The 24767-nt window shown below is 60.5% G+C and carries 21 protein-coding genes and 3 pseudogenes; 12 read left to right on the top strand and 12 right to left on the bottom strand.

The window, feature by feature from the left end; genetic code table 11:
• Positions 1 to 10 precede the first annotated feature (10 nt).
• The 6 genes from ACOCG7_RS09650 to ACOCG7_RS09625 are packed head-to-tail and all read left to right on the top strand — an operon-like array spanning position 11 to position 7279.
• Positions 11 to 412 (top strand): hypothetical protein, encoded by a 402-nt coding sequence (locus tag ACOCG7_RS09650; RefSeq protein ID WP_073432622.1) that lies wholly within the window; start codon positions 11 to 13, stop codon positions 410 to 412.
• On the top strand, positions 409 to 2193 hold the full coding sequence (locus ACOCG7_RS09645) for a type IV secretory system conjugative DNA transfer family protein (protein WP_421375272.1): 1785 nt from the start codon (positions 409 to 411) through the stop codon (positions 2191 to 2193). Before ACOCG7_RS09650 ends, ACOCG7_RS09645 begins: the two co-directional genes overlap by 4 nt.
• On the top strand, positions 2190 to 4094 hold the full coding sequence (locus ACOCG7_RS09640) for a PriCT-2 domain-containing protein (protein ID WP_421375270.1): 1905 nt from the start codon (positions 2190 to 2192) through the stop codon (positions 4092 to 4094). Before ACOCG7_RS09645 ends, ACOCG7_RS09640 begins: the two co-directional genes overlap by 4 nt.
• A 45-nt stretch (positions 4095 to 4139) precedes the next feature.
• Positions 4140 to 5696 (top strand): LPD7 domain-containing protein, encoded by a 1557-nt coding sequence (locus ACOCG7_RS09635; protein ID WP_421375268.1) that lies wholly within the window; start codon positions 4140 to 4142, stop codon positions 5694 to 5696.
• A 10-nt stretch (positions 5697 to 5706) separates the two neighbouring features.
• A complete protein-coding gene (locus tag ACOCG7_RS09630; RefSeq protein ID WP_073432629.1) occupies positions 5707 to 6228 on the top strand; it encodes a plasmid stabilization protein in 522 nt (173 codons plus the stop codon).
• Between the two features lies 1 nt (position 6229).
• Positions 6230 to 7279, top strand: a complete 1050-nt coding sequence (locus ACOCG7_RS09625; RefSeq protein WP_421375266.1) for a relaxase/mobilization nuclease domain-containing protein — start codon at positions 6230 to 6232, stop codon at positions 7277 to 7279.
• Between the two features lie 246 nt (positions 7280 to 7525).
• Here ACOCG7_RS09625 and ACOCG7_RS09620 read toward each other — a convergent pair.
• Positions 7526 to 8283, bottom strand: a pseudogene (locus ACOCG7_RS09620) (IS5 family transposase).
• An 88-nt stretch (positions 8284 to 8371) separates the two neighbouring features.
• Here ACOCG7_RS09620 and ACOCG7_RS09615 point away from each other — a divergent pair.
• The 3 genes from ACOCG7_RS09615 to ACOCG7_RS09605 all read left to right on the top strand — a co-directional run bounded on the left by ACOCG7_RS09615 (position 8372) and on the right by ACOCG7_RS09605 (position 10550).
• A complete protein-coding gene (locus tag ACOCG7_RS09615; protein ID WP_421375264.1) occupies positions 8372 to 9826 on the top strand; it encodes an IS4 family transposase in 1455 nt (484 codons plus the stop codon).
• 113 nt (positions 9827 to 9939) lie between these two features.
• Complete coding sequence (locus ACOCG7_RS09610) at positions 9940 to 10107, top strand: hypothetical protein (RefSeq protein WP_161553734.1); 168 nt, start codon at positions 9940 to 9942, stop codon at positions 10105 to 10107.
• 41 nt (positions 10108 to 10148) lie between these two features.
• Positions 10149 to 10550, top strand: coding sequence for a hypothetical protein (locus tag ACOCG7_RS09605; RefSeq protein ID WP_421375261.1), 402 nt, complete (start codon positions 10149 to 10151; stop codon positions 10548 to 10550).
• 307 nt (positions 10551 to 10857) lie between these two features.
• Here ACOCG7_RS09605 and ACOCG7_RS09600 read toward each other — a convergent pair whose 3' ends face one another.
• From ACOCG7_RS09600 to ACOCG7_RS09580, 5 genes are all read right to left on the bottom strand, one after another.
• A complete protein-coding gene (locus ACOCG7_RS09600) occupies positions 10858 to 11034 on the bottom strand; it encodes a hypothetical protein (RefSeq protein WP_421375259.1) in 177 nt (58 codons plus the stop codon).
• A gap of 271 nt (positions 11035 to 11305) precedes the next feature.
• Positions 11306 to 12898, bottom strand: a complete 1593-nt coding sequence (locus ACOCG7_RS09595; protein WP_176035856.1) for an integrase catalytic domain-containing protein — start codon at positions 12896 to 12898, stop codon at positions 11306 to 11308.
• Positions 12899 to 13262: 364 nt separating this feature from the next.
• Positions 13263 to 14285 (bottom strand): IS110 family transposase, encoded by a 1023-nt coding sequence (locus ACOCG7_RS09590; protein ID WP_083085584.1) that lies wholly within the window; start codon positions 14283 to 14285, stop codon positions 13263 to 13265.
• Positions 14286 to 14431: 146 nt separating this feature from the next.
• On the bottom strand, positions 14432 to 15700 hold the full coding sequence (locus ACOCG7_RS09585; RefSeq protein WP_421375256.1) for a hypothetical protein: 1269 nt from the start codon (positions 15698 to 15700) through the stop codon (positions 14432 to 14434).
• A gap of 372 nt (positions 15701 to 16072) precedes the next feature.
• The gene (locus tag ACOCG7_RS09580) at positions 16073 to 16690 is read right to left on the bottom strand and encodes an ATP phosphoribosyltransferase regulatory subunit (RefSeq protein WP_421375254.1); all 618 of its coding nucleotides are present in this window, start codon (positions 16688 to 16690) and stop codon (positions 16073 to 16075) included.
• A gap of 176 nt (positions 16691 to 16866) precedes the next feature.
• Here ACOCG7_RS09580 and ACOCG7_RS09575 point away from each other — a divergent pair, with 176 nt between their 5' ends.
• Positions 16867 to 17892, top strand: coding sequence for an IS110 family transposase (locus ACOCG7_RS09575; RefSeq protein ID WP_421375252.1), 1026 nt, complete (start codon positions 16867 to 16869; stop codon positions 17890 to 17892).
• A gap of 333 nt (positions 17893 to 18225) precedes the next feature.
• Here the strand turns inward: ACOCG7_RS09575 and ACOCG7_RS09570 are convergent, their stop codons facing one another.
• The 4 genes and pseudogenes from ACOCG7_RS09570 to ACOCG7_RS09555 form a co-directional block, all read right to left on the bottom strand.
• Positions 18226 to 19032 (bottom strand): IS5 family transposase, encoded by an 807-nt coding sequence (locus ACOCG7_RS09570; protein WP_083081298.1) that lies wholly within the window; start codon positions 19030 to 19032, stop codon positions 18226 to 18228.
• A gap of 333 nt (positions 19033 to 19365) precedes the next feature.
• Positions 19366 to 19755, bottom strand: coding sequence for a VOC family protein (locus tag ACOCG7_RS09565; protein ID WP_421375250.1), 390 nt, complete (start codon positions 19753 to 19755; stop codon positions 19366 to 19368).
• Positions 19756 to 20149: 394 nt separating this feature from the next.
• Positions 20150 to 20432, bottom strand: a pseudogene (locus ACOCG7_RS09560) (hypothetical protein); the annotation flags it as partial.
• Between the two features lie 333 nt (positions 20433 to 20765).
• Positions 20766 to 20859, bottom strand: a pseudogene (locus tag ACOCG7_RS09555) (IS5/IS1182 family transposase); the annotation flags it as partial.
• A gap of 60 nt (positions 20860 to 20919) precedes the next feature.
• Between ACOCG7_RS09555 and ACOCG7_RS09550 the strand changes: the two are divergent.
• Positions 20920 to 22104: a hypothetical protein gene (locus ACOCG7_RS09550; RefSeq protein ID WP_421375248.1), complete on the top strand. Its 1185-nt coding sequence runs from the start codon at positions 20920 to 20922 to the stop codon at positions 22102 to 22104.
• A 177-nt stretch (positions 22105 to 22281) separates the two neighbouring features.
• On the opposite strand, the gene ACOCG7_RS09545 is transcribed toward ACOCG7_RS09550, so the two are convergent.
• Complete coding sequence (locus ACOCG7_RS09545; RefSeq protein WP_421377683.1) at positions 22282 to 22590, bottom strand: hypothetical protein; 309 nt, start codon at positions 22588 to 22590, stop codon at positions 22282 to 22284.
• Positions 22490 to 22729, bottom strand: a complete 240-nt coding sequence (locus tag ACOCG7_RS09540) for a transposase (RefSeq protein ID WP_421375246.1) — start codon at positions 22727 to 22729, stop codon at positions 22490 to 22492. Before ACOCG7_RS09540 ends, ACOCG7_RS09545 begins: the two co-directional genes overlap by 101 nt.
• Before the next feature lie 829 nt (positions 22730 to 23558).
• Between ACOCG7_RS09540 and ACOCG7_RS09535 the strand changes: the two genes are divergently transcribed.
• Positions 23559 to 24293 (top strand): response regulator transcription factor, encoded by a 735-nt coding sequence (locus tag ACOCG7_RS09535; protein ID WP_421375244.1) that lies wholly within the window; start codon positions 23559 to 23561, stop codon positions 24291 to 24293.
• The last annotated feature ends 474 nt before the right edge of the window (positions 24294 to 24767 follow it).

Raw genomic sequence — 24767 nt, 5'->3', positions numbered from 1 at the left:
GGAACAGGTCATGGACAGCGGAAAGAGAACCGGAGCGGGACTTCAGTCGGGCAGGCGCATCCGGTACCACGCCTTCATGGCGCTGGTCACGCTTGAGATCGCGGGCATCGCTGCTGCAGGACTGACGCTCGCGCTGTGGCTGGCTTCGTTCCTGTTTGTTGCGAGCCTGCATGTTAATCCGCTTCACGCGGGCTTGCATGCCTGGCCGGATGCCGTACTGGCCTGGTACGACGGACGTCTGCCAGAGCACGGGAGGCGGGTTGCCGGTGCCGCGTTGTTCGGCATGCTGCTGGCTTTTGGTGCGCCCGCCCTTGGCGTCTACACGCTGCTGGATCGCTCGTGCCACCGGCGTCTCTACGGCAGCGCGCGGTTCGCAAACGAAGCGGACATCCGCCGGGCTGGGCTGCTATGAGCACGGCGGCGAACCCCGGTATCTGCAATAGCGGCCCGCCGCTGGTCGTGGGTGTCTGGCGTGGCCGCTATCTGCGGTTCACGGGCCAGCAGTTCGTGCTGCTCGCCGCGCCGGCCCGTTCTGGCAAGGGCGTGGGCATCGTGGTGCCCAATCTGCTCAGCTACCCGGATTCGGTGGTCGTGCTCGACATCAAGCAGGAGAACTTCAACCTTACCGCGGGCTTCCGTCGTGCGCACGGGCACGACGTGTACCTTTTCAACCCGTTTGCGGAGGACCGTCGCACGCACCGGTATAACCCACTGTCGGCGATTTCGGATGGCGTATTCCGCGTTGGCGACATCCTGGCGATCGGCTACGCGCTGTATCCGGTCGGCGGTCACGATGACTTCTGGAAGGACCAGGCTCGCAACCTTTTCCTCGGCGTCGTTCTGCTGCTGTGCGAGTGGCGCGATGCGCGCCGTGCAGGCAACACCGATGGGCCCAACTACCCGGTGACGATGGGCGAGGTGCTGCGGCAGTCGTCGGGCAACGGCATGCCGGTTAAGGCTTACCTGCAGCAGGCGCTGGTGTTGCACCGACGGCTGCTCAGTGGTGCGTGCGTCGATGCGCTCAACCGCTTTCTTGCCAACGACGACAAGGTGCTCGCGAGCATCCTCGCGACCTTTAATGCGCCGCTGACGATCTTTGCCAATCCGATTGTCGATGCCGCAACAAGCAGCAATGACTTTGACCTGCGCGATGTGCGCAGGCGCCGCATGTCGGTCTATATGGGCATCACGCCAGATCACCTGACCGAGGCGGCGCTCCTTGTCAACCTCGTGTTCTCCCAACTCGTCAACCTGAATACGAGGCAACTGCCCCAGGACAATCCGGAGCTGAAGGTCCAGTGCCTGCTGCTGATGGATGAATTCACCGCCGTCGGCAAGATCCACATCATCGCCCGTGCGGTCGCCTACATGGCGGGCTACAACCTGCGGTTGCTCTCGATCGTGCAGTCGGTCTCGCAGCTCGAATCGGTCTATGGCCGCGCGGACGCGAGGACGTTCGTCACGAACCACGCGATGCAGATCATCTACGCGCCGCGTGAGCAGAAGGACGCGAACGAATACTCGGAGATGCTCGGCACTTTCACAGACCGTTCGCGCAGTGTGAGCCGGTCAAACGCAATCTTCGGCGGCCGCGGTGGGTCCAGCGAGAGTTTTTCCGAGCAGCGCCGGCCGCTGCTGTTGCCGCAGGAGTTAAAGGAACTCGGACGCGATAAGGAAATCATCCTGCTCGAAAACACGAAGCCGATCCTGGCCGAGCGGATCTGCTACTGGCGGGATCCGGTCTTCACCTCGCGCCTGCGCACGGCACCAGTCATACCAGCGATAGACATCGTGCGTTTCATCGCCCAGGTCGAGCGGCGGGTGAGGGATGTGCAACCGGGCGAGGTGGACGAAGCCGGCGTGATGCACATTCCTCCGGAGTATCTGGAGGTGCTGCATGCCTGGGATCCACGCGATCTGCCACGGCATCTCAATGACGTGAGCGACGAAGAGGCGGCCGCCTACGTCGAGCGGCACTTCATGCTGCTGGGTGTGCCGGCCGCGCGCGTGGACGTGGCAGCGCGGCGGCTGTCGGCGTCTGATCTTGATGTCGCGGAGCTGCGCCCCGCGGAAGGCGTGCCGGGGCGCAAGGCGAGGCGCTCCTCCGGCGCACCGCGTACGCAACGTGGGCGAGCCGCATCGCGCACGGCAGACGGCCCGAACGTTGTGCCGCTCCATGGAGAACGCAGATGAATACGCGATATCTGGGCGAGGAGGAACGTGCCCGCGCGGCGCTGGCCATGATCCCTGCCGAGGACTATGCGACGTGGGTCGATATGGCGTTCGCGCTCAAGCAGGGTTTTGGCGAGGCCGGCTTCGACATCTGGGACGAGTGGAGCCGCACCGCCCACAACTACAGCGAGCGTGCGGCGCGCGTGACCTGGCGCTCGGCCGGCGAGTCAGGCGGCAAGACGCTCGCGTCTCTCTTCTGGCTCGCGCAGCAGCACGGTTTCGATGTCAGGGGCTCGCGCGCGGCGATGGATCCCGCAGACAGGTCGCGCATGTCGCCGCCCCGTCCGTCGGTGGACCGGGCGGGGCAGGACGGCAGGGGCGAGGCTCGTGTGCGCGCGCGACAGGCTGCGGTCGCGCGGGAGGCGCTGGCAATCTGGAAGTGGGCGCGGCCGGTAGGCCCCGGACATCCGTATCTCGAACGCAAGCAGGTGAGGGCAGTCCCGACGCTGCGTGAGCTGGAGGCGGAAGAACTGCACGCGCTGCTTGGGTACGCGCCGCGTAGTGACGAGGAGCCGCTCACGGGGCGCGTGCTGGTGGTGCCGGTCCGCATCGGCGAGACCCTTTCGACACTGGAACTGATCGATGCCGAAGGACGCAAGTCGGCTCTCGCGGGCGGTGCGAAGTCGGGCGGCTACTGGGTGGTGGAACCGGGCCAGTTCTGCGACGGTGCTGTGACACCGATCCTGATTGCCGAGGGCGTCGCAACGGCACTGGCAGTGTGGCAGGCGACCGGCTGGTTCAGCGCCGCGGCACTGTCGAGCGGCAACCTTCGGCCGGTGGCGGCGATGTGGCGCGGCCGGTACCCGGAAGCGGAGATGCTCGTGCTCGCCGATCTCGGTGCCGGATATGAGCAGGCGAGGCAGGCCGCGCTCGGCACGTCATCGCTGCTGGCCGAGCCACGCTTCGCGCCGCAGGCACGGATTGCCGGTGACGTGCCGACTGATTTCGATGACATGGCGGTGCTGTCCGGGCCGGGTGTCGTTGGTGAGCTTTTACGGGAGTCGCTGTACGGAGCACCGGAGCGAGATGTAGCGGGTGGAGAAGCCGACGGACAGGCCGTGGTTGCACAGGGATCGGACGATGCACCGAAGCAAGAGCATGCACTGAAGGAGGACCATGCAATGGGCAATGTGAAAGAGAAACTCGTGGGTGATGGAGAGGTGTCGGGTCGGCGCCGTACTTCGCGTCGTCGGACCGGCCATCAGGACGCGCCGGAACCGACGCAGCAGGAAAGCACGGTACCTGCACCGGAACCGACAACTGCGCAGGCACAGTCGCAGCAGCCGGAACCGGACCGGCGGGAAGGCGATGCGCCGAAGCCTGCTCCCGCGCCGGCGCGCCGTCAGGTAGGCGAACCACTGTACGGACTCGACGAGGTACCGGGCGAGATCAAGGCACTCGCACAGCACCGTTTCGGCGCGCAGACCCGCATGGCGACGCCCCGCGAGAACGGTGGCCCGTACCGCGGCGAGGTGTTCAACACCGAGCACTACCTGATCCAGGAGGTGTCCACGCGTAGCGTTGTGTTCCATGCGAAGTCGGACATGGAGTTCGTCTCGGACCGCCTGCGGTGGATGGATGAGAACCAGCGCCTCAATGGGGCGGAGGTGCAGGTCGGTTACGACGGCGCACGGGCGAGAGTGTATCCGTGGGACCGTGCGCGCGACCTGCTCGAGCGCACGGTGGCCTCGCTGAAGAAGTCCGCCCGCGAGGTGGGTTTCGGCAACGAGCTCGACGCGACGCTTGATCAGTTGCAGGCCACGTCGTGGACCCGGATGAGGGAGGCGCGGGCAGCGGTGCTCGCGCAGTCGAAGGAGCGCGCCGGTCGCGAACAGGAACAGGGACTGGGGCAGCAACGCTGAGCGTGCGACGCTCTGCCCGCCAGCGCAGCGATCAGAGGGAGATCCATGATGGACGAAACCGCAACTTCTTCAGGCCCGCGTGCAGACGAACCGGTCATCAACGTGATTGAGCCGGACGCGCCGCCTATCCCGGATCCGCAGGGCGCGGGCGCGCAGCGCGTCGATCAGACTGCGGCCGACGCACTGGCCGCACGCCGGCGCCGCGAGTTCGATGCAGCGCGGGCGCGGCTGCGCGATCAGGCCATCCAGGCGGACGCGCCGTCGCAGGCCGCAGAACAGCAACGGGCACCGCAGCAGGAGGTGCTCCATCGTAGCAGCGACACATCCACCATGCGATGGGCGCCGCTTGGCAATCCGCCGGAGATGGTGCGAAAGCGCTACCTGCGGGCGGGTAACCAGTATTTCCTCAAAGACGCGCCGCATCGGCTCGCGTTCGAGGATATCGGTCCTTACCTCGTGACGGAGCACAACCGCCCCGATGTGGTCGAGTCGATGGTGGACATGGCCCATGCGAAGGCATGGGGGCGTATCCGTGTATCGGGTCACGAGCAGTTCCGGCGCGAGGTGTGGGTTCAGGCCACGCTGATCGGCATCGAGGTGAGCGGATACGAGCCGAAGGCAGTCGACGTGGCGCGTCTGACCGAAGCCCGTCGTGACCGGATGACGAATCGCATCGACGTGACGCAAACGCCTCCGGCCGCGCCAGTTCCTGCGAATCGACCGGAAGCGCCCGATGCGGCGCCTGGCCCCACGGAATCACAGGCGGCGCAACCAGCAAGGCGCGATGCTCCCAGACAGCCAGAGGCTCGTGCGCCGGCTCCGCCCGCGCCTGTGGAGCCGTCCCGAACCGCTCCCACCTCCGAAACGGGGCCGCGCGTTGCCGAGTCCGAGGGGGCGGAGCAGCAGCGCTATATGGGCGAACTGGTCGAGCACGGCGGTGCGCCCTATCAGCACAATCCTGCACGCAGCGACTCGTATTACGTCGTCTATCGCGATACAGGTGGTGCGGACCACGTGCTGTGGGGCGTGGACCTGGAACGGGCCGTGGCGGAGTCCGGCGCGCTTGCCGGACAGCAGGTCATGCTCGAAAACCTTGGCCGGCGGCTCGTGACAGTGATGGTCCCGGTTGTCGATGCGATGGGAAATGTGATCGGCGAAGAGGAAAAGGAGGTCTATCGCAATACGTGGCAGGTCGATGTGGTTGGGCAGGAGAGGACGCAGTCGCGGCCCGGGGCGACGGAGAGACAGGGCGAAGCCGGAAGAAGTGAAACCGCACTGCCGCCGACGCCGGAGCAGGCGCAGGCCGCACGGCGGCGTGAACCTTCCGTCACGTCGCCCGAGGAACGTGCTGTTCAGATGGCGGTGCTGACCGCCGCGATGCGACAGCAGGGTTTCAGCGAGCGATCGATTGCGCGCGTGCAGCAACGTGCGCAGCGGCTGCTGACCGCGTTCGAGTCTGAGGGCGTCACCGTTCCGCGCCCCCGCGTGTTTGATCCCGAGGCGCCCTCTACGCGCAGTCGCCGCACCCGCACGGCTGCGGAGCGCGTCCCGACCCGGGAGGTCGAACGTGGACCGTCCGAACCCGCGCCGCCGTCCCTGTAGGAGCACAGGCATGGCCACGCGTGCGCGACTGTGTGTCGATCTCGGGCGAGCGAAATCACGCTGGGAGGTATGGTGTGCCCTTCACGGTGTAACGGCGGCCGATGGCGTCCGGCACCTGGTCCACGGTGTACTGAGCCAGGACGAGTCGCCAGACGGGGTGCCTGGCCCTGAACATCGCCGCCTGCAGGGCGACGGGCATCGCGAACGCATCGAAATCCGTCTCACCCAGGAGGAACTCGAAGTGGCCAGACGGCGTGCTTTGACTGGTGGAATGAATGTCAATCGCTGGATAGTTGCGGTGATCCGCGCGCAGCTTGTGCATGAGCCGCAACTGGGCGAGCGCGAGCTGCGACTGCTTGCGGACTCAAACCAGCATCTGGCCATGATCGTGACGTTGCTCGGTCGGTTGCAGGCAAGCGGTGGTGCGCACGACGCGGCGCACGCGCTCGAAGACACGCGTGCCGTGATTGATCAGCACCTGCGCGCAGTCACGCAGGTGCTGCGCGCCAACCTGGATCGCTGGAGCCGCTAGCATGTCGTTCCCGAAAACCTGGGTCGACCAGATGTTGCTGAACTGGGGGGACCGGCTTTTTCATGATCCGCTACGGCACGTGCGTGCGCCGAGCATGTCACGTGGCGAGCTCCAACGGGATGTACGACGCATGCGCGAGCAGCTTGCCCGCACCCTCAGGCGTACCCCCGAGGTGATGGTCAAGATAACGAACAGGGCGTCAGGCGCGCAGGGCATGGGCGCGGTGCGTCGTCATCTGCGCTACATCTCGCGAAACGGGAAGGTCGAACTCGAGGATCAGGACGGGATGACCATTCTCGGCCGCGAGGCACTGTACGATCTGACGGATGCGTGGCACCTCGGTGGCTGGGGTATCCCGGAAGAAAGCCGCAGGCGGGAGGTCTTCAACGTGCTGCTCTCGATGCCGCCGGGCACGGACCGGCAGGCGGTGCGCAACGCCGCGCGCGCGTTTGCGGCTGCGGAATTCGGCGACGGCAGACGGTATGTTTTTGCTGCGCACAATGACGAGGCGCATCCGCACGTGCATCTGAGCGTGCAGGTACGCGGAGCGGATGGGAAGCGTCTCAACCCGCGCAAGCGCGACCTGCAACGCTGGCGCGAGCGGTTTGCAAGGCAGCTGCGCGAGCACGGTGTGGAGGCCAATGCGACGAGGCGATTCGCTCGGGGCGAGACCCGGCGCTATCCGAAACAGGTTGTTGTGCATATGACGGCGCGCGGCGAAACAGCGGATTACTGGCGATCGGAGCTGGGTGAGCGGGCCCGTCGCGCCTTGTGGGACGCCCACGCTGGGTCGCTCGAAGCATGGCAAGGCGTGGTTCATGCGATGGCTGGATCGCAGAGTGCCGATGACCGGGGCCTCGGAGCAGTGGTCACGGACTTCGTTCAGACGATGCCCATTCTGTGCGATCGGCCCGGCATGGGTCGCACCCACTCGAATGAAGTCGAGCGTCGTCGTGCACCGTTGCACGAGCGCGGATTACGTGGCGCAGAGCGAAGCGAGATCCAGCGGGAACTGTTTCCCGACGATCCGGATGTGCGGATGGAGCGCTGAGCAGATGAGATGTCAACGACGATGCCGATCATTCCGTGGATAGGCGGCAGAAGCGGCGGCTCGCCGACGTGCTTATTTCGCGATTTTCTCCGCACCGTTGCCATGGTGAGGTATTTGCCAATGCGGTGGGGCTGTTTTTCATGCGCCAACCGGGGTGAACGATGACCTTGTGAATCTTTGCCTTGTGGTGCCGCATCATCTCGATGAGTTCGTGAGGCATTCAGGTGGGCCTTGACTAGGCTTTGTTCACATTTTCACGAATGGCCCAAACGCACAGGCAAGGGACGCGAACACCAGGTAGCTGTCCGCGAGCTTGTCGTAACGAGTGGAGACTCGACGAAAATGCTTGATACGGTTGAAGAAGCGCTCGACCACATTACGTGTGCGGTACAGCATCCGGCTGTAGCGGCGTTTCGACTTGCGGTTAGAGCACGGCGGAATGACAACTTTGGCGCCGGTGGAGCGAACCGCCTGTACAAAGGCATCGGAATCGTAGCCCCTGTCGGCAATGACGGCCTTGGCACGCAGATGCTCGACAAGCTCCTTCGCGCACGAGATGTCGTGGACCTGTCCTTCGGTCACGACCAGTCGCAACGGCCTGCCTGCCGCATCCACGGCCAGATGCAGCTTGGTACTCAGGCCACCTCGAGACCGTCCGAGCGCTTGCGGGCCGCTTTTTTTGATGCACCGGCCGAATGCTGGTGTGCTCGCACAATCGTCGAGTCGATCAGGATATGGTCGACCTCCGTCTCGCCTGCCATCGCGAGAGCAACGCGCTGCCAGACGCCTTTGCGTCGCCATCGGGAAAAGCGCATGCACACGGTGTGCCAGCGACCAAATTCGGCCGGCAGATCGCGCCAGGGGCTGCCGGTGCGGCCTATCCATCGCACCGCTTCGAGGAACCAGCGATTGTCCGTAGCCGTTCGACCACGATCGCCTTCTTTGCCCGGCAGGATCGCGTCGACTTTCTTCCATACGTCGTCACTCAGCAGCGTTCGAATCATCCTGTCCCGCTTACGCGAAAGACAAGATGTAAACACATTTCAGCAACTTGTAATTACCCACTTCTTTCGCGAATCCTGGTAACCTGGCGTGCGTCACGACGAGCGTGCGAGAAGAATGGCCGGGAAACGACAGGTAGAAGATCGGGCGTGGTTTGAGCGGGAGCTTGAAGGAAGCGAATTCCAGGACGCGCGGTTACATAAGCGGTTTGGAATGCTGCTGGAGCAACTGTGGAAGGGCATGGGGCAGACCATTCCACTTGCCTGCCAGGACTGGGCCAATACCAAGGCAGCCTATCGTTTCATGGACAATGATCGCGTCAGTGAACAAGACATTCTGAGTGGACATTTCCAGGCAACTGCCCAGCGTTTTTCCTCGACCGATGGACCGGTTCTTGTCCTTCAGGACACCACCACGTTTTCGTACGAAAGGGAACGTCCCGAGCTCATCGGTTACGCAAGCAACACGCTGACCGCAGCCGGGAGATACGGTCGCGACAAGGCAGGCTCGCAGTGCGGCATCCTGATGCATTCAAGTCTCGCGGTGACGCCGCAAGGCCTGCCGCTCGGGCTGGCGGCCATCAAGTTCTGGAGCCGCAAGGAGTTCAAGGACACTGCGACCAGGCGCAGCAAGGTCAACTTCACACGCATACCGATCGAGAAGAAGGAAAGCTTTCGCTGGATTGAGAATTTGCGGCAATCAACGACTCGACTCGGCGATCCCGATCGTTGTGTCCATATCGGTGACCGGGAAAGCGACATCTTTGAACTGTTTTGCGCTGCCTGCGAGCTCGGCACGCATTTTCTGGTACGTACCTGCACGAACAGGCTGGCCGGCGACGGCGGACATACCGTTGCGGATGAAATGTCAGAGGTGCGGGTGAAGGGATTGCATCGGATCGAATTTCGCGACGCCAAAGGGCACCCTCACCAGGCGCTTCTGGAGATCAGATACCGGCGCCTCACGGTTTGGCCGCCCCTCGCAAAGCAGCGGCACTATCCGGCGCTCAGACTGACGGTCATCCATGCGACGGAGCGCAGCGAGCCGGCGGGCCGGAAGCGTATCGAATGGAAGTTGCTCACTGATCTGCCGGTGAACTCACGGGTGGATGCAATCGAAAAGATCGACTGGTACGCGATGCGCTGGAAAATAGAAACGTTTCACAAAAACCTGAAGTCGGGCTGCAAGGCTGAAGAGTCGCAGTTACGCACAGCCAGCCGGTTGACCAACCTGATCGCCATCTTCTGCATCCTTGCCTGGCGCGTATTCTGGCTCACCGAAATCAATCGATCTGCACCAGAGGCTCCATCGGAGGTGGCGCTTACTGCAACCGAGGTGACGCTCCTTGAGCAGCTCGTCAAGGACACAGCACGCACCGCACAGGCGCCTCCCCTGTCACGCTGCCTCATCAAGCTCGCCCAGCTGGGTGGCTATCTCGCACGCGCCAACGATCCACCGCCCGGCAATAAGGTCATCTGGCGCGGCATGCATCGGCTTGTCGACATCCAGATCGGATACTGGCTAGGGCGTGAAAATAGTGGGTAATCACAAGCAAAATACAGCCCGCCATAGGGTGACGGCGCGATCGCGCTGCTATTCTGGTGATACTCTTCCTCAAAAGTGCACGCTGAACCTCAACGTGATATTTTAAAAGACCAATGAAAATAGTTGAAAATCCATCGGAGCACGCCCTCGATCAAATTCGAAAAGTGCTCGACGATGATCCTGAAAGCGGCATCGTTGATAGCCGCGCAGCACTTCAACAACTATGCGCCTTTGTTACCTCGCAGCGCTTTGCCTGCCACTTGCTCTGTACGGTTGCCTGACCTACCACGACCCGCGCCCGGTTGGGGAACGGAAATCCGATTTGCATACGGCCACGGTTAACCTGGCTGGTACTTACGACATTGTCGATAGCCGTCGCAATCATCGCCACTTCACGGGTGCGGTAATTCGCAAAGCCTATGGCTCTGACGGGCTCGACATCACGTTGACGAGCCCGACTTCCGGATCCGCCCTTTTGTCCGGCAAGAAGTGTCGCGGTTGGGCAAGCAGGAGTTATTCGGCCATGACGTGCGACTCGCCCGCCTATGGGGTCAATTTCTACAGCCTGAGTACGCCAACGGATCTGGATCGCACAGTCAAGGACCGCGGAATCATAACCACGTTCGAACCCATGACGGTTCCTGATGGCGATTACCTTCTCGAATACTCCGATCAGGGCGGCCGATCGTATTACTACGTTCTGGCCAGGAAGACGTCGCCATAAACCCATCAAGTCGGACGCTTCGAGCGCCGCGCGTGCTGCTATGGCTCAGTCCACCGCCGCCACGATCGCGTTCGGACTCGGAATGCGCGCCGCGAAGGCGAGGCGCTGAGCGGCGTCGCTGAACGCCGGCCACTCACGCGCATCCGCCGGTGGTGTGCTTTCGGTCGGTGTGCCGTCTGCGCTGTGCGCACGGTCTTCACGGCCGTACGTGTCGCCGCGAACAGCGGCTCGGCCGCACGCAGATCCGGTGCTTTGCCGCTTCCTGGGAAGCCAATGTGGAAGTATTGCGCCTGGTCATCGAGCGCTGTCAGCGGACTTTGACGACTTCGAGCTCGTACTCCGCCATCCAGTCAGAGCCGGCACCGCCGTCGCTGGTCACGACGCCGTTGTCCAGCTGGTCACGGATCTGTTCCTCAAATTCTTCCGCCGAGGAGCAGTTCATTTCTTCGAGTTCCGCATCCGAAACTTCAATCCTGATGATCACGTATCTCTCCTTTTGTGCCGGACACGTGGCCGGAATGCCAGTGCCAAGGTCAAATTCGACATGGTCTTTCTGGTCCCGTTCGCCGGTTGACCGGCTTTCGTAGATGTTCAGGCTGCCGCGCCTCCCGAAACCCGGTTCGAGCCGCAAACGCAATCACCAGCGCCCACCTCGAAGATCGCCAATCGACGGCATGAGCGTTTTCGATGACCATGAAGTGGGAGGTGGGCGGCGACAATGACTACGTCCGGTCGTGTTGCCTCACGGGATGATGTTACTCCCGGGTAGTTGTCACGGACCCGTTGTTTTGCGGTGAAGGCTGGCGCTGCGTAGCGGCGCCAGCCTTCACCGCATCCGCATCCGCATGACCAAGTATCCTTGTGACCAGTTCTCTCGCACGGTTCGATCGCCATGCCTTCACACGGCGCTGCAGGGTCCGAAGCTGGGCACTGGAATACATCGCCGGAGCCATCGCGACGAGGCGTTCATGCAGCTTCTTCGCCGTAATCCCGGGCTCGCTCTCAAGCCATTGCTGTATGGTCGGCCACGTATGCTCGAACGGATCTTCACGGCTGCGCCAGGTGTGTGCGACGTGCGCCTTTCGGCGATGCGTCGCTCGAACCTCTCCTTCGTGCCATGCTGTTCCAAGACTCGCCAGGAAGTTAGCGAGGGGGATTTGATCGGCCGTTTGTGTTTCCATCGGCGCCGTACCCGATGCGCTGCATCGTGCGACGCGCTGCTGTGCTTCGCGCATGCGGCGCAATAAGTCCAATGGATCTAGCGCCCGAAACCGCGTACGCAACCTGCGCTTGGTTGACTCGGGTATCGACGCCGATCGCAAGACCCGCTCAAGGGGAGTCAGAGGCGCTTCGTAGCGCTTGGTCACCCGTGCACCATGGCGTGTTTTCGATTTCAGCTTGAATGACGGCTGGAAGAAGTTGATGTACAGCCGCGACACCTCATAGAGGGAAGCGAGGGTTTCGGTAGCATCAAGTCCACGCAACTGGCCATACCCCACGAGGCGGCGCACGATTGAGCCATTCTTCTGCTCAACCCAGGCCTGGTCGTTCTTCTTGTAGGGTCGCGAGCGGGTCAGTTCGATACCCGTCGCTTTGCAGAAATCGAATATGGCCTCGTTCATGAAGGCGCTATCGTTATCGCAATCGATACCGCGCAGCGGAAACGGCAAGGCACGGCTAACGCGCTCGATGTGCTCAAGAACGAATGCACCGCTGCGATAGGGCATGGCCAGGCACTCGGTCCATCCGGTCGCGATGTCTGTCATCACGAAGCTGTGCACGAAGTCGCCGTCGATCTTGGTGCCACCGCAATGCTCGACGAAATCCACCTCGAGATAGCCGGGTAGCGGATCTCTCCAGTCGGCGAACGTGCGGATCGGCACCGCGCGGCGAATTGCGTTGCCGACTCCACCAGCGCGCCGGCGCTGACCGGCGAAGGCCTGTTCGCGGACGTCACGCAGCAGCCGGTCAATGGTCGCGGCGCTGATCTGGTCCATGCGTTGGCGCAGTTGCTTCGATAGGGTCAGGTGACCATGCCGGGTCATCGAGTCGATCAGCGTAGGGATGAGCGCCTTCAGGCGCTTGCCGCAGATCCGGTCGGCGGCTTCCCATAGCGTGATCAGGGCATCCCGCACCTCATCGTCATACCGCCGTTGCGGGCCGGGCCTCGCGCTCGGAGGTTGAGGCTCCCGGCACAGAACGCGGATCGCGTGCTTGCGGTGATAGCCGGTTACCTGAACAAACTCGTCCAGTATCTCGCGCTTCTCATTCCGGTCCGAACGGCGGTACCGCTCACCGACTGCCTCGGTCAATTCCCGTCGTGTTGTCATGCTGAGCTGCCTCGCCATAAGTCGCTCCCGCCAGCATTCTGACGGGTAGCAAATTACATGAGGCAACGACCCTGGCTCGGTAACAAAAAACCTGAGTCAATGCGCCGGACGTCCTGCTTGACGCTTATATGAACGCCGCCCGGCTTGCAAGGTGATACCGTTGAGAAGTTGGACGAGGATTTGGTTGCACGCTTATATCCGGCGTCTACAGGCCAGCCTGCGCGCCCTGATGGAATTCGCCAAGAACGACCTCTGCTATCTAACGCGCTCAAAGCGCTCAGCGTCAATCAGGTTCACGTTCTTGCGGACCAACCTGTCTCGCCATCACACCGTTATCGACCTTCGCAACCGGTCTGGAAACTCTTGTTTGAGTCCCCGCTTCTTACGCGGTTTCTCGTGCTACGTAGTCTTTCCGATAAGCGCTTTGATGCGCGAGTAGCGACCACGCGGTTCGCGCCATCTTGTTTGCCAGCGCGACGGCAACGACATTCGTCGGACGCCGCAGAGAGAGTTGTTCGCACCAGGCACCTTTACTCCTGCTTTTGAACAGAACGGCCCTTGCTCCATGGATCAGCAGCATGCGTATATAGGCGTCGCCTCGCTTGCTTATTCCGCCCAATCGGGTCTTGCCACCCGTGCCGTTTTGTCTGGGGACCAAGCCGAGGTACGCGGCAAGTTCACGTCCCGATTTAAATGCGGAAGGATCGCCAATCGTCGCGACCAGGGCTGTCGCCGTCAATGGTCCAATACCTGGAATCGCAGCGATTCGCTGACATGCCACCTCCTGGCGCTGCCAGGCAACGATCTGCCTTTCCAGTTTCTTGATCTCGTCTTCGATACGATCGATGAACTGAAGTTGATCACGTAGAGCAGAGAACAACGTGCCCGGAACAACCTGCTCAATTTCCGGGAGCCGCTCGCGGACTTCGGCCAGGCCGGCAATGCGCCCCGCTTTGAGCGTCACGCCGAATTCGTATAACAGGCCGCGTAGCTGGTTCACCTGCATGGTACGTGACTTGACCATCAGCGAGCGCATGCGATGCAAGGCCAAAGTGGCTTGCTGCTCCGCTGACTTCGGTGCAACCGAACGCATGCCTGGCTGCTGTGCTGCTGTCCAGATCGCACGTGCATCAGTCGCATCCGTCTTGTTATTCTGGACGAACGGGCGGATGAACTTCGCGTGCAGCAATACGACTTCATGACCCAGCGCCACGATCTTACGTGCCCACCAGTGCGCGCTCCCGCAGGCTTCCAATGCCACAAGCCCGGCAGGCCGTTGACCAAGCAATTCTATAAGTTGTTGCTTCGAAAACCGCCGATTTACGATCTCCCCGGTTTCCGCTTCCACCCAATACATTTGGAAAGTGCGTTTGGCAATGTCAAGCCCGAACGTCGTAGTGTTCATGATGGTCCCTCCGTTCCTAAGTGGTCGTGACACTTCCACTCTGGCACATAGATGCCGTTCGGTTCTGGAGGGACCCAACATCCCTCCAAAGTCGCATCTGCGCCGCGCGCGAATCCCTGCTGGGAGAGGGGCGGCGTTCATACCATCTATCCAGCTGCGTCAGGATCAGTACCGCGTCGCGCCACTGGCGAACTTCCGGTTGTGGTCCAGAGTCGATGGAAACCGTCGGCGGCCAGACGTGCGAAGAACGATTCTATAAACGGCCGGTCGTCCTTGCTGCGTCGGCGGCTAAAGCTCGCAGGGTCCTGCGGCTTGACGAGCCTTGCCCCCACCACTCCGCGCAGGACGTCTTCGACGCGTGCGCATATATTGGCAAGCGCCCCGTCGACGCTGAACTCGTTCCAGCATGCACCGACCAGTTGAGGAAAGCGGTGAGCGGGTAGGCCAGCGCCTGGCAGATAGGCTTCATTGCCAAACTGCAGTTCGCGTGGTGCCCAAGGCTGCAGGGCACAGCGGATGGCGCGCAGCACGTCCTCGGCTGCACATTCCCGACGCAAGCTCAGGTGGTAACCAAGCACAGCGCGCGACGCTACATCAATCAGCACGACGACCCACAGACGGTGAATCATCCGCGGCTCGCTCCCGCCATGCGGTGAAGGCACCAGCACCATCATCCGACTGTCAAGTTTGTGCGCGTCGCACTCGACGCGCTCGAATGGCGCAAGAAGTGGTCGACGTGTTCCGTCGCCGCTGGCTGCCTTGCACGCTGAGTCGTCGCCGGCGAGTTGACGTGCTCTTGCAGGGTTTTTGGCGAGGACGCGATCGATGAAGCGAGAGAGAGTCACGTAACCGCGTTTCTCGACATTGAAAGGCCATTCGCCCCGGCGCTCGAATCCGCGGTCGCGCAATTCAGTGAGAAACCATCGGAACACCGCCATTCGCGGCCGAAGTGGAGATTCGAGGACGCCGCGTTTGCGCAGGATGTGCTCGCGCAGTTGGTTTTCGAACCCACGCCCTGCCGGGGACTCAAAAACCCATTGCAGTGCACCGGCCGCTCCGCCTCCCCATGCGTCAGGCTTGATGGGCGCCTTTCTGTCGTAGGACTTAACGCGCACATAAGGCAGCAGTTCGCGCCAGCCGTGAACCTCTCCGTCGGGGTGGGCGGCGAGGCAGCGCTCGGTGAGCAAGCGATAGGTCTGGACCCGGCCCATCGCGCATGCCGTCTTAAGCTGCGCGTCAGTTGCGCCGTCGAGGTACAGGTGGATAGCGCGCTCTCGTCGCGCATACAACGCTTCACGCTCAGGGGAGAGGGCAACTCTGTCGACTCCGGGCCAGGTTGCGAGATCGATGTCGCCCGGGTCCAGACCGGCACTTTGCGCATGAGCGCATGCTCGCAACTGTGAACGTCGTCTCATCGTGACTCCGGTGTCGTCTCGATACACAAGGGTAGGCGATTTCGCGCGGCGCGTTGCGGCCTTCGCGGACGATGGCCACTCGGTAGTCGCGATTGGCGAAAGAAGTCGATGCCGCGACGCGAAAGCCAGCGTCACGCTGACGAATGGAGGGCTCCAGACAATCGGACTGCGTTGATTGCAGCCAACACGATCAGCGCGCCGAGCGTCTCAAAAGCTCGGAGGCGGATGTCGCGGAAGACGCTTGTCGACCCACAAGCGACGGTCGAACTCGCCGGGAACGGACGTTCGCGTCTTCGCTTCACTACGTGTTGACTTGCGGCGTGAGGCTTGCGGAGGTTCCAGACCATAAGCCACTTCGGGTCAAGGCCTCCACTACATAAGCCCTTGAGCGGTCATCGCCAACAAAAGTCGTTCAGCGCCGATACCAAAGCCGGCACCCTCTTGATATGCACCACCGCCCACCACTTGCTGTTGGGCTCCGAGTTCCGTACAACGCATTTCGAAACCCCGACCGTTCAGATAATAGCTGAGGCCTCTGCGGGCCGAATCGTCGATTTCATAGCGGAGCCCAAGCGAATCGAAAAACCCGGTCGCTATCTCCTGGCTACGTTTGACCGCCGATTTTGGATCGGGGCAGAGATACTCAAATCCCAGCTGGGAAAATTCGCGGTAGCGACCGGCTTGCGGTCGTTCGTAGCGATAACATCGAGCAATATAAAACAACATCCGCTCCCGCTGGCGGCCCAGCAATTCGCTGCATCGCTCTTGGAAGAGTGCGGTCGCCTCAGGAATCAGGCAGCAAGCCCGTCCCTTCTTATCCGGAAATGCCCACATCTGGCCGATAACCTCGCTCCCGCCGGCCTTTTGAATGAACGTTTCTTGCGACCACAAAGCGGGGACAATTGCCTCCTCTGCTCCAACGTTAATGAAGATAGCTCCGGAATTGCGTTTCGAGAGCTCGAATTTGCGCGGCTTCCTTGCCAACGACAAAACGTGTTCCGCGAATCATAGTCATGAGAATTCTCTCCGGTGTTGAAAATAAAAAAGGCGCCTAGAGAATGAAAGGGACTTCCCCGTCCCGAGGCTGCGGCGGAAGCCGCGAGTCGGCATCGACGTGCCATGATGAAGTTTCGAACGTTCATCAACACCAGCGAGAGGGGAAGTCCATGCCTATTGTCACTATCGGAATCGATCTTGCCAAGAATGTATTCGCCATTCATGGTGTAGATGAAGCAGGTAAAGCGATGCTGATCAAGCCGCGAGTGCCGCGCGATCAGCTGGTGACATTGATCGCGCAGTTGCCGGCGTGCCTCATCGGCATGGAAGCGTGCTCCGGCGCACATCACTGGGCACGCGTGTTCCAGCAACACGGCCACACAGTCAAGCTCATGGCGCCCAACCTTGTTGCGCCTTATCGCATGTCCGGCAAGCGCGGTAAGAACGACGCGGCGGATGCTGCTGCGATCTGCGAAGCGGTGACGCGTCCGAGCATGCGTTTCGTGCCGCTGAAGGACGAACATCAGCAGGCAACGCTTTGCCTGCATCGGACACGACAAGGTTTCGTGGAAGAGCGGACCGCGACCTACAACCGGTTGCGAGGCCTGCTCTCGGAATTCGGCGTGGTGCTGCCACAGAGCCCGGAGAAGTTGCGCAGGCACATCACAGAACATCTGGACACATTGCCTGGCTGGGCGAAGCACAGTATCAGCGATCTGCTCGATCATGCTGGCAACATTGAGGATCGCCTGATTGAATACGATCGCGCGATCGCCGGGATCGCGCGTGATGATGCGCGTAGCAAGCGGCTGATGCAGTTGCGCGGCATCGGCCCAACCACGGCCAGTGCGTTGCTCGCCAGTATCGGCGCCGGGCACGACTTCAGAAACGGCCGGCAGGTGGCAGCATGGATCGGACTGACGCCCGGTCAGTACAGCAGTGGCGGCAAGGCGCGGCTGGGCAGCATTACGAAGGCAGGCGACGCCTATCTGCGCGGGCTGCTGGTCAACGGCGCCCGCGCCGTTATTGCCAGTCTCGGCGAGAAACAGGATCGCTTCAGCCGGTGGGTCCGAGCCCTGGTCGAGCGCCGGGGCTACTGGCGGGCCGCCATCGCGATAGCAGCAAAGAACGCGAGATTGGCGTGGGCCTCGCTGAAGTATGGCGATGACTTCAAGCTCCAGCCCGTGGCGGACTAACTTTCGATCTGGGCCTGCCGATCAACCGGCAACGCGACGGGAGCGCAGACGCCATGAGCAAGTAGAAACGATCACTTTGCACTGCCAGCGGTGATGTGAAGCGGGTTGGACCCGCGCGGAGCGTACCTGGATAACACGGCGGGGATATCCATTCCCGGCTAGAGAATGAGGCCTCTGCGCGCGTCTTTCATCAGGGTCCGGGCCATTGGCCCAACATGACCGGTTGTAGAACCGCAGTCCTTCACCTTCCCACATGCACCCGCACGGCATTGCAGCATGTATCACAGCGAACTTCGATTGAGCTTGTGCTCAACGGGGAGCCCTTGTAGGGTGTTAGGCACTTTTGTTAAGGGCTGCAAAGTGGATAAGCATAAGCACGGAGAAGACGACGAAGTGCAAACCAGCCAGGGTTTCGGGCAATCGCTCGTAGTCTCTGGCCAGTCGACGGAAGCGGTTGAGCCAGCCGAAGCTGCGCTCGACCACCCAGCGACGCGGCAACAGCACGAAGCCCTTTTTCGCCTCCGACAGCTTGATTACCTGAAGCTCGATTCCTTCATCGAGTGCCGCCTGCGCAGGCTCTTCGCCGGTATATCCCTGATCGGCGAACGCCACCTTGACCGTCTGGCCCGTGGCCTGCTGAACCTGACGCGCCAGTTCACCGACCTGCGCGCGTTCCTGTTCGTTGGCCGGCGTAACATGCACAGCAAGCAATTGCCCCAAAGTATCAACCGCCATGTGGACCTTGCTGCCGCGTTTGCGTTTGTAGCCGTCGTAACCGGCGCGAGGTCCACTCTCGCAGGTCGACTGCAGGGTCCGCCCGTCGAGAATGACCGCGCTGGGTTGACCACGACGCTCCTGCGCGATCCGGATGATCGAACGCAGGTCATTCACCATGGCCTCGAAACAGCCGGCCTGAATCCAGCGCTGCGTCTGCTGGTAGACCAGTTCCCAAGGTGGAAAGTCATTGGGCAACAAACGCCACGGTGCACCCGCGCGTACGATCCAGCGCAGCGCGTTGAACATCTCGCGCAGTTCGTAGCGGCGCTGCGGTGCGTCCTTGTTCATCAAGGTCAGGTACGGAGCGGCGAAGTACCACTCTTCATCCGATACATCCGTTGGGTATGGCCTGCGTTTTTTCATTCTGCCAGGATACCAGGTCTGACAAAAAGTGCCTAACACCCTCTAAGGCGCCTTGGTCGTTGTGCATAGAGCGGGAAACTGCTATCCCGGATCTCCTGCTATGGGCGTAACGTACCACGGCGCATCGAACGACGACCGTGATGGTGGTGAGACTTGATTGATACGTTACGAATTTCCATAGCGTCGATCTTGACATACAAACTGACGTCGGTGCAACTGACGATTTTTGCACCGATGTCGAACGTCTAATCGAGGCCGGGGCTCGCCTTTCACGCGGACCGTGCGACTTGCTACAAAGCGGTCGAGGTGGCACCCAAATGCATTACGCATGCATCATGAGGACCACGCCGAGTTTTGCAAAACGATGCGGTAGCCATCGTTATCCTCAAATGTTTTACCTAACACGTCCCAATAAGGATTGAGCGACGTCACGCAAACAAACCCGCTTTCGGCGAGGCGATCGCAAGTCGACTGCCACTCAACGCGATCCGGTGCGTAAAAGACCAGCAAATCCTCGCGCGTTGGTGTCGGCGCGACCGGATGTTCTAGGCACTGTGTGAACTCGAAGTGATAGTCCGTGCCGGGACGTCCGAGCATCACGCCATCGAACCCCTGATGGTTTTGAAATTTTGCCAAGACAACGAGCTTAAGCGCTGCGCAATACATGCTTTCCGCCCGCGAAAGGTCGCTGACAGGTCTGGCGATTCTGAGATGTGCTTGCATCGGGCTTGGTTATCGGGATCGTGGCCAAGGGTGTCAAAAAATCGATCCTCAAGGATACGCCGAACTAAACTGTCGCCAAATCTCGTTGCCTTGCCGAGTGACCGGTTGTGGCCGAGCTCGGAAGTCCGGCGGCCGGGGCGGCGGGGCGTGAGACAAGCCGATTGCCTTCGATGTGGAGTGGCGCGTACCGGGCAGTCGCTTCTTCACATCTGCGCCTGCAGTTGACACTTTTATTTCGCTCCATCGAATTCGTATGCAGCAAGGCTTTTCAGGCGATGACGCGCCGCACGACCGCAGATTGACAAATTTATTGTCGCAACGGTGACAGAATTAATACGGTCTACGGTTCCCGTCCTTTCCCCCATCTTTAAGTTCCCGTCCTTCCGTCCGGGCCCAGTGACTTCCAGAAGCCCTCGAGATTGTCCCGACCGCGTTATAGGTCCTTGGGAAGCGCACGTCGTAGTTCGCCGGCATGCCCGCCGGCCGGCACTGGTAGCGCATCGGTTTCACAACGCGTCGGCCTTCCTCCTCGATCATCCCGGGCGCGTAGTGGCCCGGAAAGATCCGCGCGTCGCGTTCCTTCAGTTCGGTCCGCCGGACGTCATCAAGCCGGCGAGCGTCGACTCGGTCTTGTCGGTCGCGATCCGTTTGCTCTCGGTGGCCGCCTTTGTCGTTCTGCCGGACGGTCCGTTCACGGCAAGCGGTGACGGGCCGAGCGCTTCGCGCCGCTGCTTTTCCAGCAGGGATGGCCAGATGATGACGTTGACCTGTCCGGTTTCATCCTTCAGCGTGACGACCATCAGAGATCGACCCTGATCCGGCCCGTGAACCACGCCGCATGGAGCAAGTGCGATCGTGCAGTCCCGGTCAGTGGATCGATCAAAGCCTCCGGTCCATTCTTGATCGCTTCGCGAATCGCCACAACTAACTATGTTGGTAGTTGTTCTGTTCACACCTGCGTCTGACAATCCAGTCAGAGATTGGCTGCAGTTGCTTTCAAGCAGTCAGCTTCGCCCGCCGCGAATCGGCGGGATGTCATCGATCAGCGGCAGCCGCCGCGTGACGTCATAACGGTCGGCGCCGGTCAGAACCAGCTCGAACAGGGAAGCCTTGCACTTCGGTGACAAGGTGAAGTTTTGAACAACGTGGTCAAGGGAGCGAACCGTGAGTAAAGAAACCTTTGTCTGGCATCCCGATGAAGATGATGTTTACGATGGCGACGTGTATGGAGACACCCGCCTGGACGACCGTCCCTGCAGCGCTTTCCGCAAGGGAGTTGGGAAAAGTTTCACCATGACTGGCGATGGGAGTCTGACGCTTGCGCCAATCCCCCAGGATATCGATGTCTTTGTGGATTGGGGGGCGACGCCTGGCCCCTGGATTGATAACCCCGCCGTGACGAGAATCGCCATCAATAGTGGAACACTCAAGCTAGTGTGCGGCGAACTGGAGCCTACCGCAGTCGCGGTGCTGGGGCTTGGCACCGAGGATGCGGTAACAGAGGTCGATATCACCGGCACTTTCATCGTTCGAGACATAAACGTCGCAGGATCCGTTGTGCCATCGGAGCGGCCAGGCTCGACAATCAATGTATATCCATACGGCACGTTTCTCGTCGGCTGGGAAAACTCCACACTGGTAACGAATTTCACCGGGGCGTTCAATATCAACGTGCATGATCTAGGCTCGATGAGTGTAACGGCAAGCTTCGTCGACCTGCCCGGCGGAACCTACGTAATCGGCGGGCTCTCTACAGCAGCCAACTCATCCCTGGAAATCGCCGCCTTGCCCGCGGCGAAGCTGCAGGGTTCCCCGACCTCTGGTGAGGGGGGCAACCGCGATGGAGCCTTCCTGATCGCCAATCATCGCATATCCTGTAGATCAGCTTCCGTGAGCCGGCTGCGGGCAATCTCCATGTCCTGCACGAGCACCCACATAAAGGTCGAAGACACAGCGTCCCTGTCCATCGCCTGCAATTCGATTGCATTCGACAGCGCCATCGTGCCCGACGGCTCCGCCGCCTTCGAAACCGGCACCATTTTCGCCGCGGGCCAGGGATCGGCGGCCATCACGTTCACCGGGGCAAGCGATGGGCCAGCGCCGTTCGACTTCAAGGACACGGCCACGCAATATCCCAAAGGATTATTCAACTTCATCACCAAGGAAGGCGCCAACAGGAGCAAATTCAGGTTCCTGGGCATTGGGAGCGCATTTGACTTCGCCGGCATGTTGCAGAAAGGCCTTATCGCCGTCGACGGAATGCCCGATGACGGTTCGAAAACCGCATGGAGAATGGAATCAGGCGGCGAGGGCCCCTCAAAATCCTACTTCACCGTTTATCTGAAGTGACGTTGTTCTGTTGAGCTTGCAGGACCGCGTTCGCCTTCTGGCATGCGGTCCTCGACGCATTTCTGAGGAGCGGACAGGGGTGGCGAAAAAACCTAGCATTATGTCCATTGACGCGCCGAAAACGCGACATCTTTCCGTCGATCCGCCTGCGGTAATCACATCAGCGCGGACGCGATTTTACTTCGCCCGGTATGGCGTGGACGACGTCACGACGCGCTCTGCGAGTAACGGCTTGCCAAGGGTTTCCAGCATTCGCCGGACAGCCATGGTTGAGCGGACAGACGCGCCGTTCGGGCCAAGGATGATCTTCGCTACAAGCTGTTCCAGCGTGACGCCGCCAGCAGCTGCACCGTCCAGTGGTGCGATCTTGAATTTTAGCTTTGGCTCAACCGTCCCACCGTTGATAAAGTAGCCCAACATGCCTGTCAGAATCTGGTCGGGATCTATAGGTAGCCCGCGCTTTTTCCCTAACGCCTGCAGCACCATGCGAACGATAACCAGCCACCCACTTGCGTAGCGACGTAACATCCACATCATGGCGGCGAGCAACGACCTTGAGACCCGCCGTTCCCGAACAATAATCCTTGACGACCGCGAGCTTCGTCTCTTCCGAATACTTGCCCACAAGACTCCCTGCAGAAGTGTCCAACTTCCGGGGGTCAGTCCATCGTTAAGTGGACACGATGCTCCCAAGGCTGCTACGTCGATTCAAGATGCCATCACCGCGCGCTTACCATTAACCAGATCACGCAAACGGCAATAAGGCGGCAGTATTCCGAAAACTGCGGCGCGGCAATGTGGGCATCCTGCGCGCCTCCTCACGCCGGTGAGTGCTCAACGAGGCGACTCCGGCACCGTCGATCGACGCTGATGCTGCGATTATGGTCGCGCTTTCGGCTTCGGATTCAACCATGACATCGCGGCGTAACACTCGACGACGAGTGAGAGAGCGCATTGAGTTTCAATCACATACAACCTCTGTAAAAACCAAACCCTGGCTCAGCGCGGAACACGCTCTCAAATCGAATTGATATCAGCTGTCGCGAAAGGAAGCGCTTTGCTTTCTATTCGCACTGTCGTCGGTTCCCTGGAAGACGACCGGCTGTGTGCCAGGAGTGTGAGGCACCGTAAATAAATATGTATCGACCCTATTATATTTGGCGTTTTATTTATACGACATCGCATAACTATCGGAAAATGTGCTGCTAGAATGTTAAAAATCATGTTGCAGCGAAGGGGCCTTCAATGGCTGGAATCAGGTACGGCGATAAGTGCAATTTGAAGATGATTGACAAATAAAACATCTGATCAATAGGAGTGAAATCACTGGCTATATGGAGATTGGCGGTCCTCCTCAGGGAGGAGCTCGGTCGTTCATTAGTGAACGCGTAGAACGTTCGGACGTTATTTCCTATAAGAAATAGGACGTCCGACAATGAATGTAGGTTTTTGTCATGCGTATCGCCATTCTTGAGGACGACCCGGAGCAGTCGGAGTTCATTAATGCAGTTCTGACGCAGGGCGGGCATACGTGCTATCTATTCAAGGAGGGGCGTGCGCTCATTCGTAAAATGCAGCGCGAGACGTTCGATCTTGTGTCGCTCGACTGGAATGTCGGGGACGTGCGGGGCGACGTTGCCCTTGCGTGGATTCGTGAAAATTACGACGCCAATCTGCCGGTTTTATTCATGACGTGTCGGGCGCGCGAATCAGATATTGTTGATGCACTCAATGCCGGAGCGGACGACTACCTGGTCAAGCCTGTTCCCCCACCCATTCTGCTCGCTCGCGTCAACCGGCTTTTACAACGAATCTATCGGCAGGATGCGGCTGCCACCACCCAGCAATTTGGCGACTATCTTTTCGAACCTCAGGCTGGGCGGGTATTTTTGAGCGATGAGCAAATTGCATTGTCGCAAAAGGAATTCCAGCTGGCGCTTCTGTTGTTCCGTAACCTGGCGAGACCACTCTCCCGCGCGCATATTCTGGAAATGATCTGGAAACATTCGACGGACATTCCGACTCGTACGCTGGATACTCACATGTCCGCGGTACGAGTGAAGCTTCGCCTGAGACCCGAAAACGGCTATTGCATCATGCCCATTTACGGCTACGGTTATCGTTTGGAAAAGCTGGAGAGAGCGCATATGACGGAGCGCCAGGGTAACGCTGGCGCTGCAACTGGCTGAACCGGTCGCCGCATGCAGCGTAGCTGGCGTGCGGCACTACAGGCTGTGGTCCACGGAAAGCAACGGCTGACTGGCGGCCTCGCACATCAGAAACAGCATGCGCGACTTCTGGCCGCCAACAGGAGGATGCCGGATGTGCGTCACTACTCACAACGTGCTGCAGCCTGGCCCACGCTGCCTGATATTGATGCGCGCCTGTCACCTGCAGCGGAAAAAATATCAACTTCGTTCGGTCTGTTGCGCCACGCGGCTATGCCGACTGGAGGCCGTCGTGGATGCTCGCCCAAAAGCGCAGTTACTGAGTCCCCTGTCGGATGTTTCGACAGCATTTTCCGATAGTCATTCGTCGAATATCCGAATTTCCCGCCGGATATTTGACAATGTGTTGTACTAAAAATGAAAACTGACAAACCTTGACAGTGCCTGATTGAACTCACTGCTAACTTCACTGCGCGAACAATAAATTCCGGATTC

The organism is Paraburkholderia sp. DD10 (genome assembly GCF_049177125.1).
Taxonomy (GTDB): Bacteria; Pseudomonadota; Gammaproteobacteria; order Burkholderiales; family Burkholderiaceae; genus Paraburkholderia; species Paraburkholderia terricola.
Note: the sequence above shows the minus strand (reverse complement) of the source record. Positions and strands in the feature narration are given on the sequence as shown.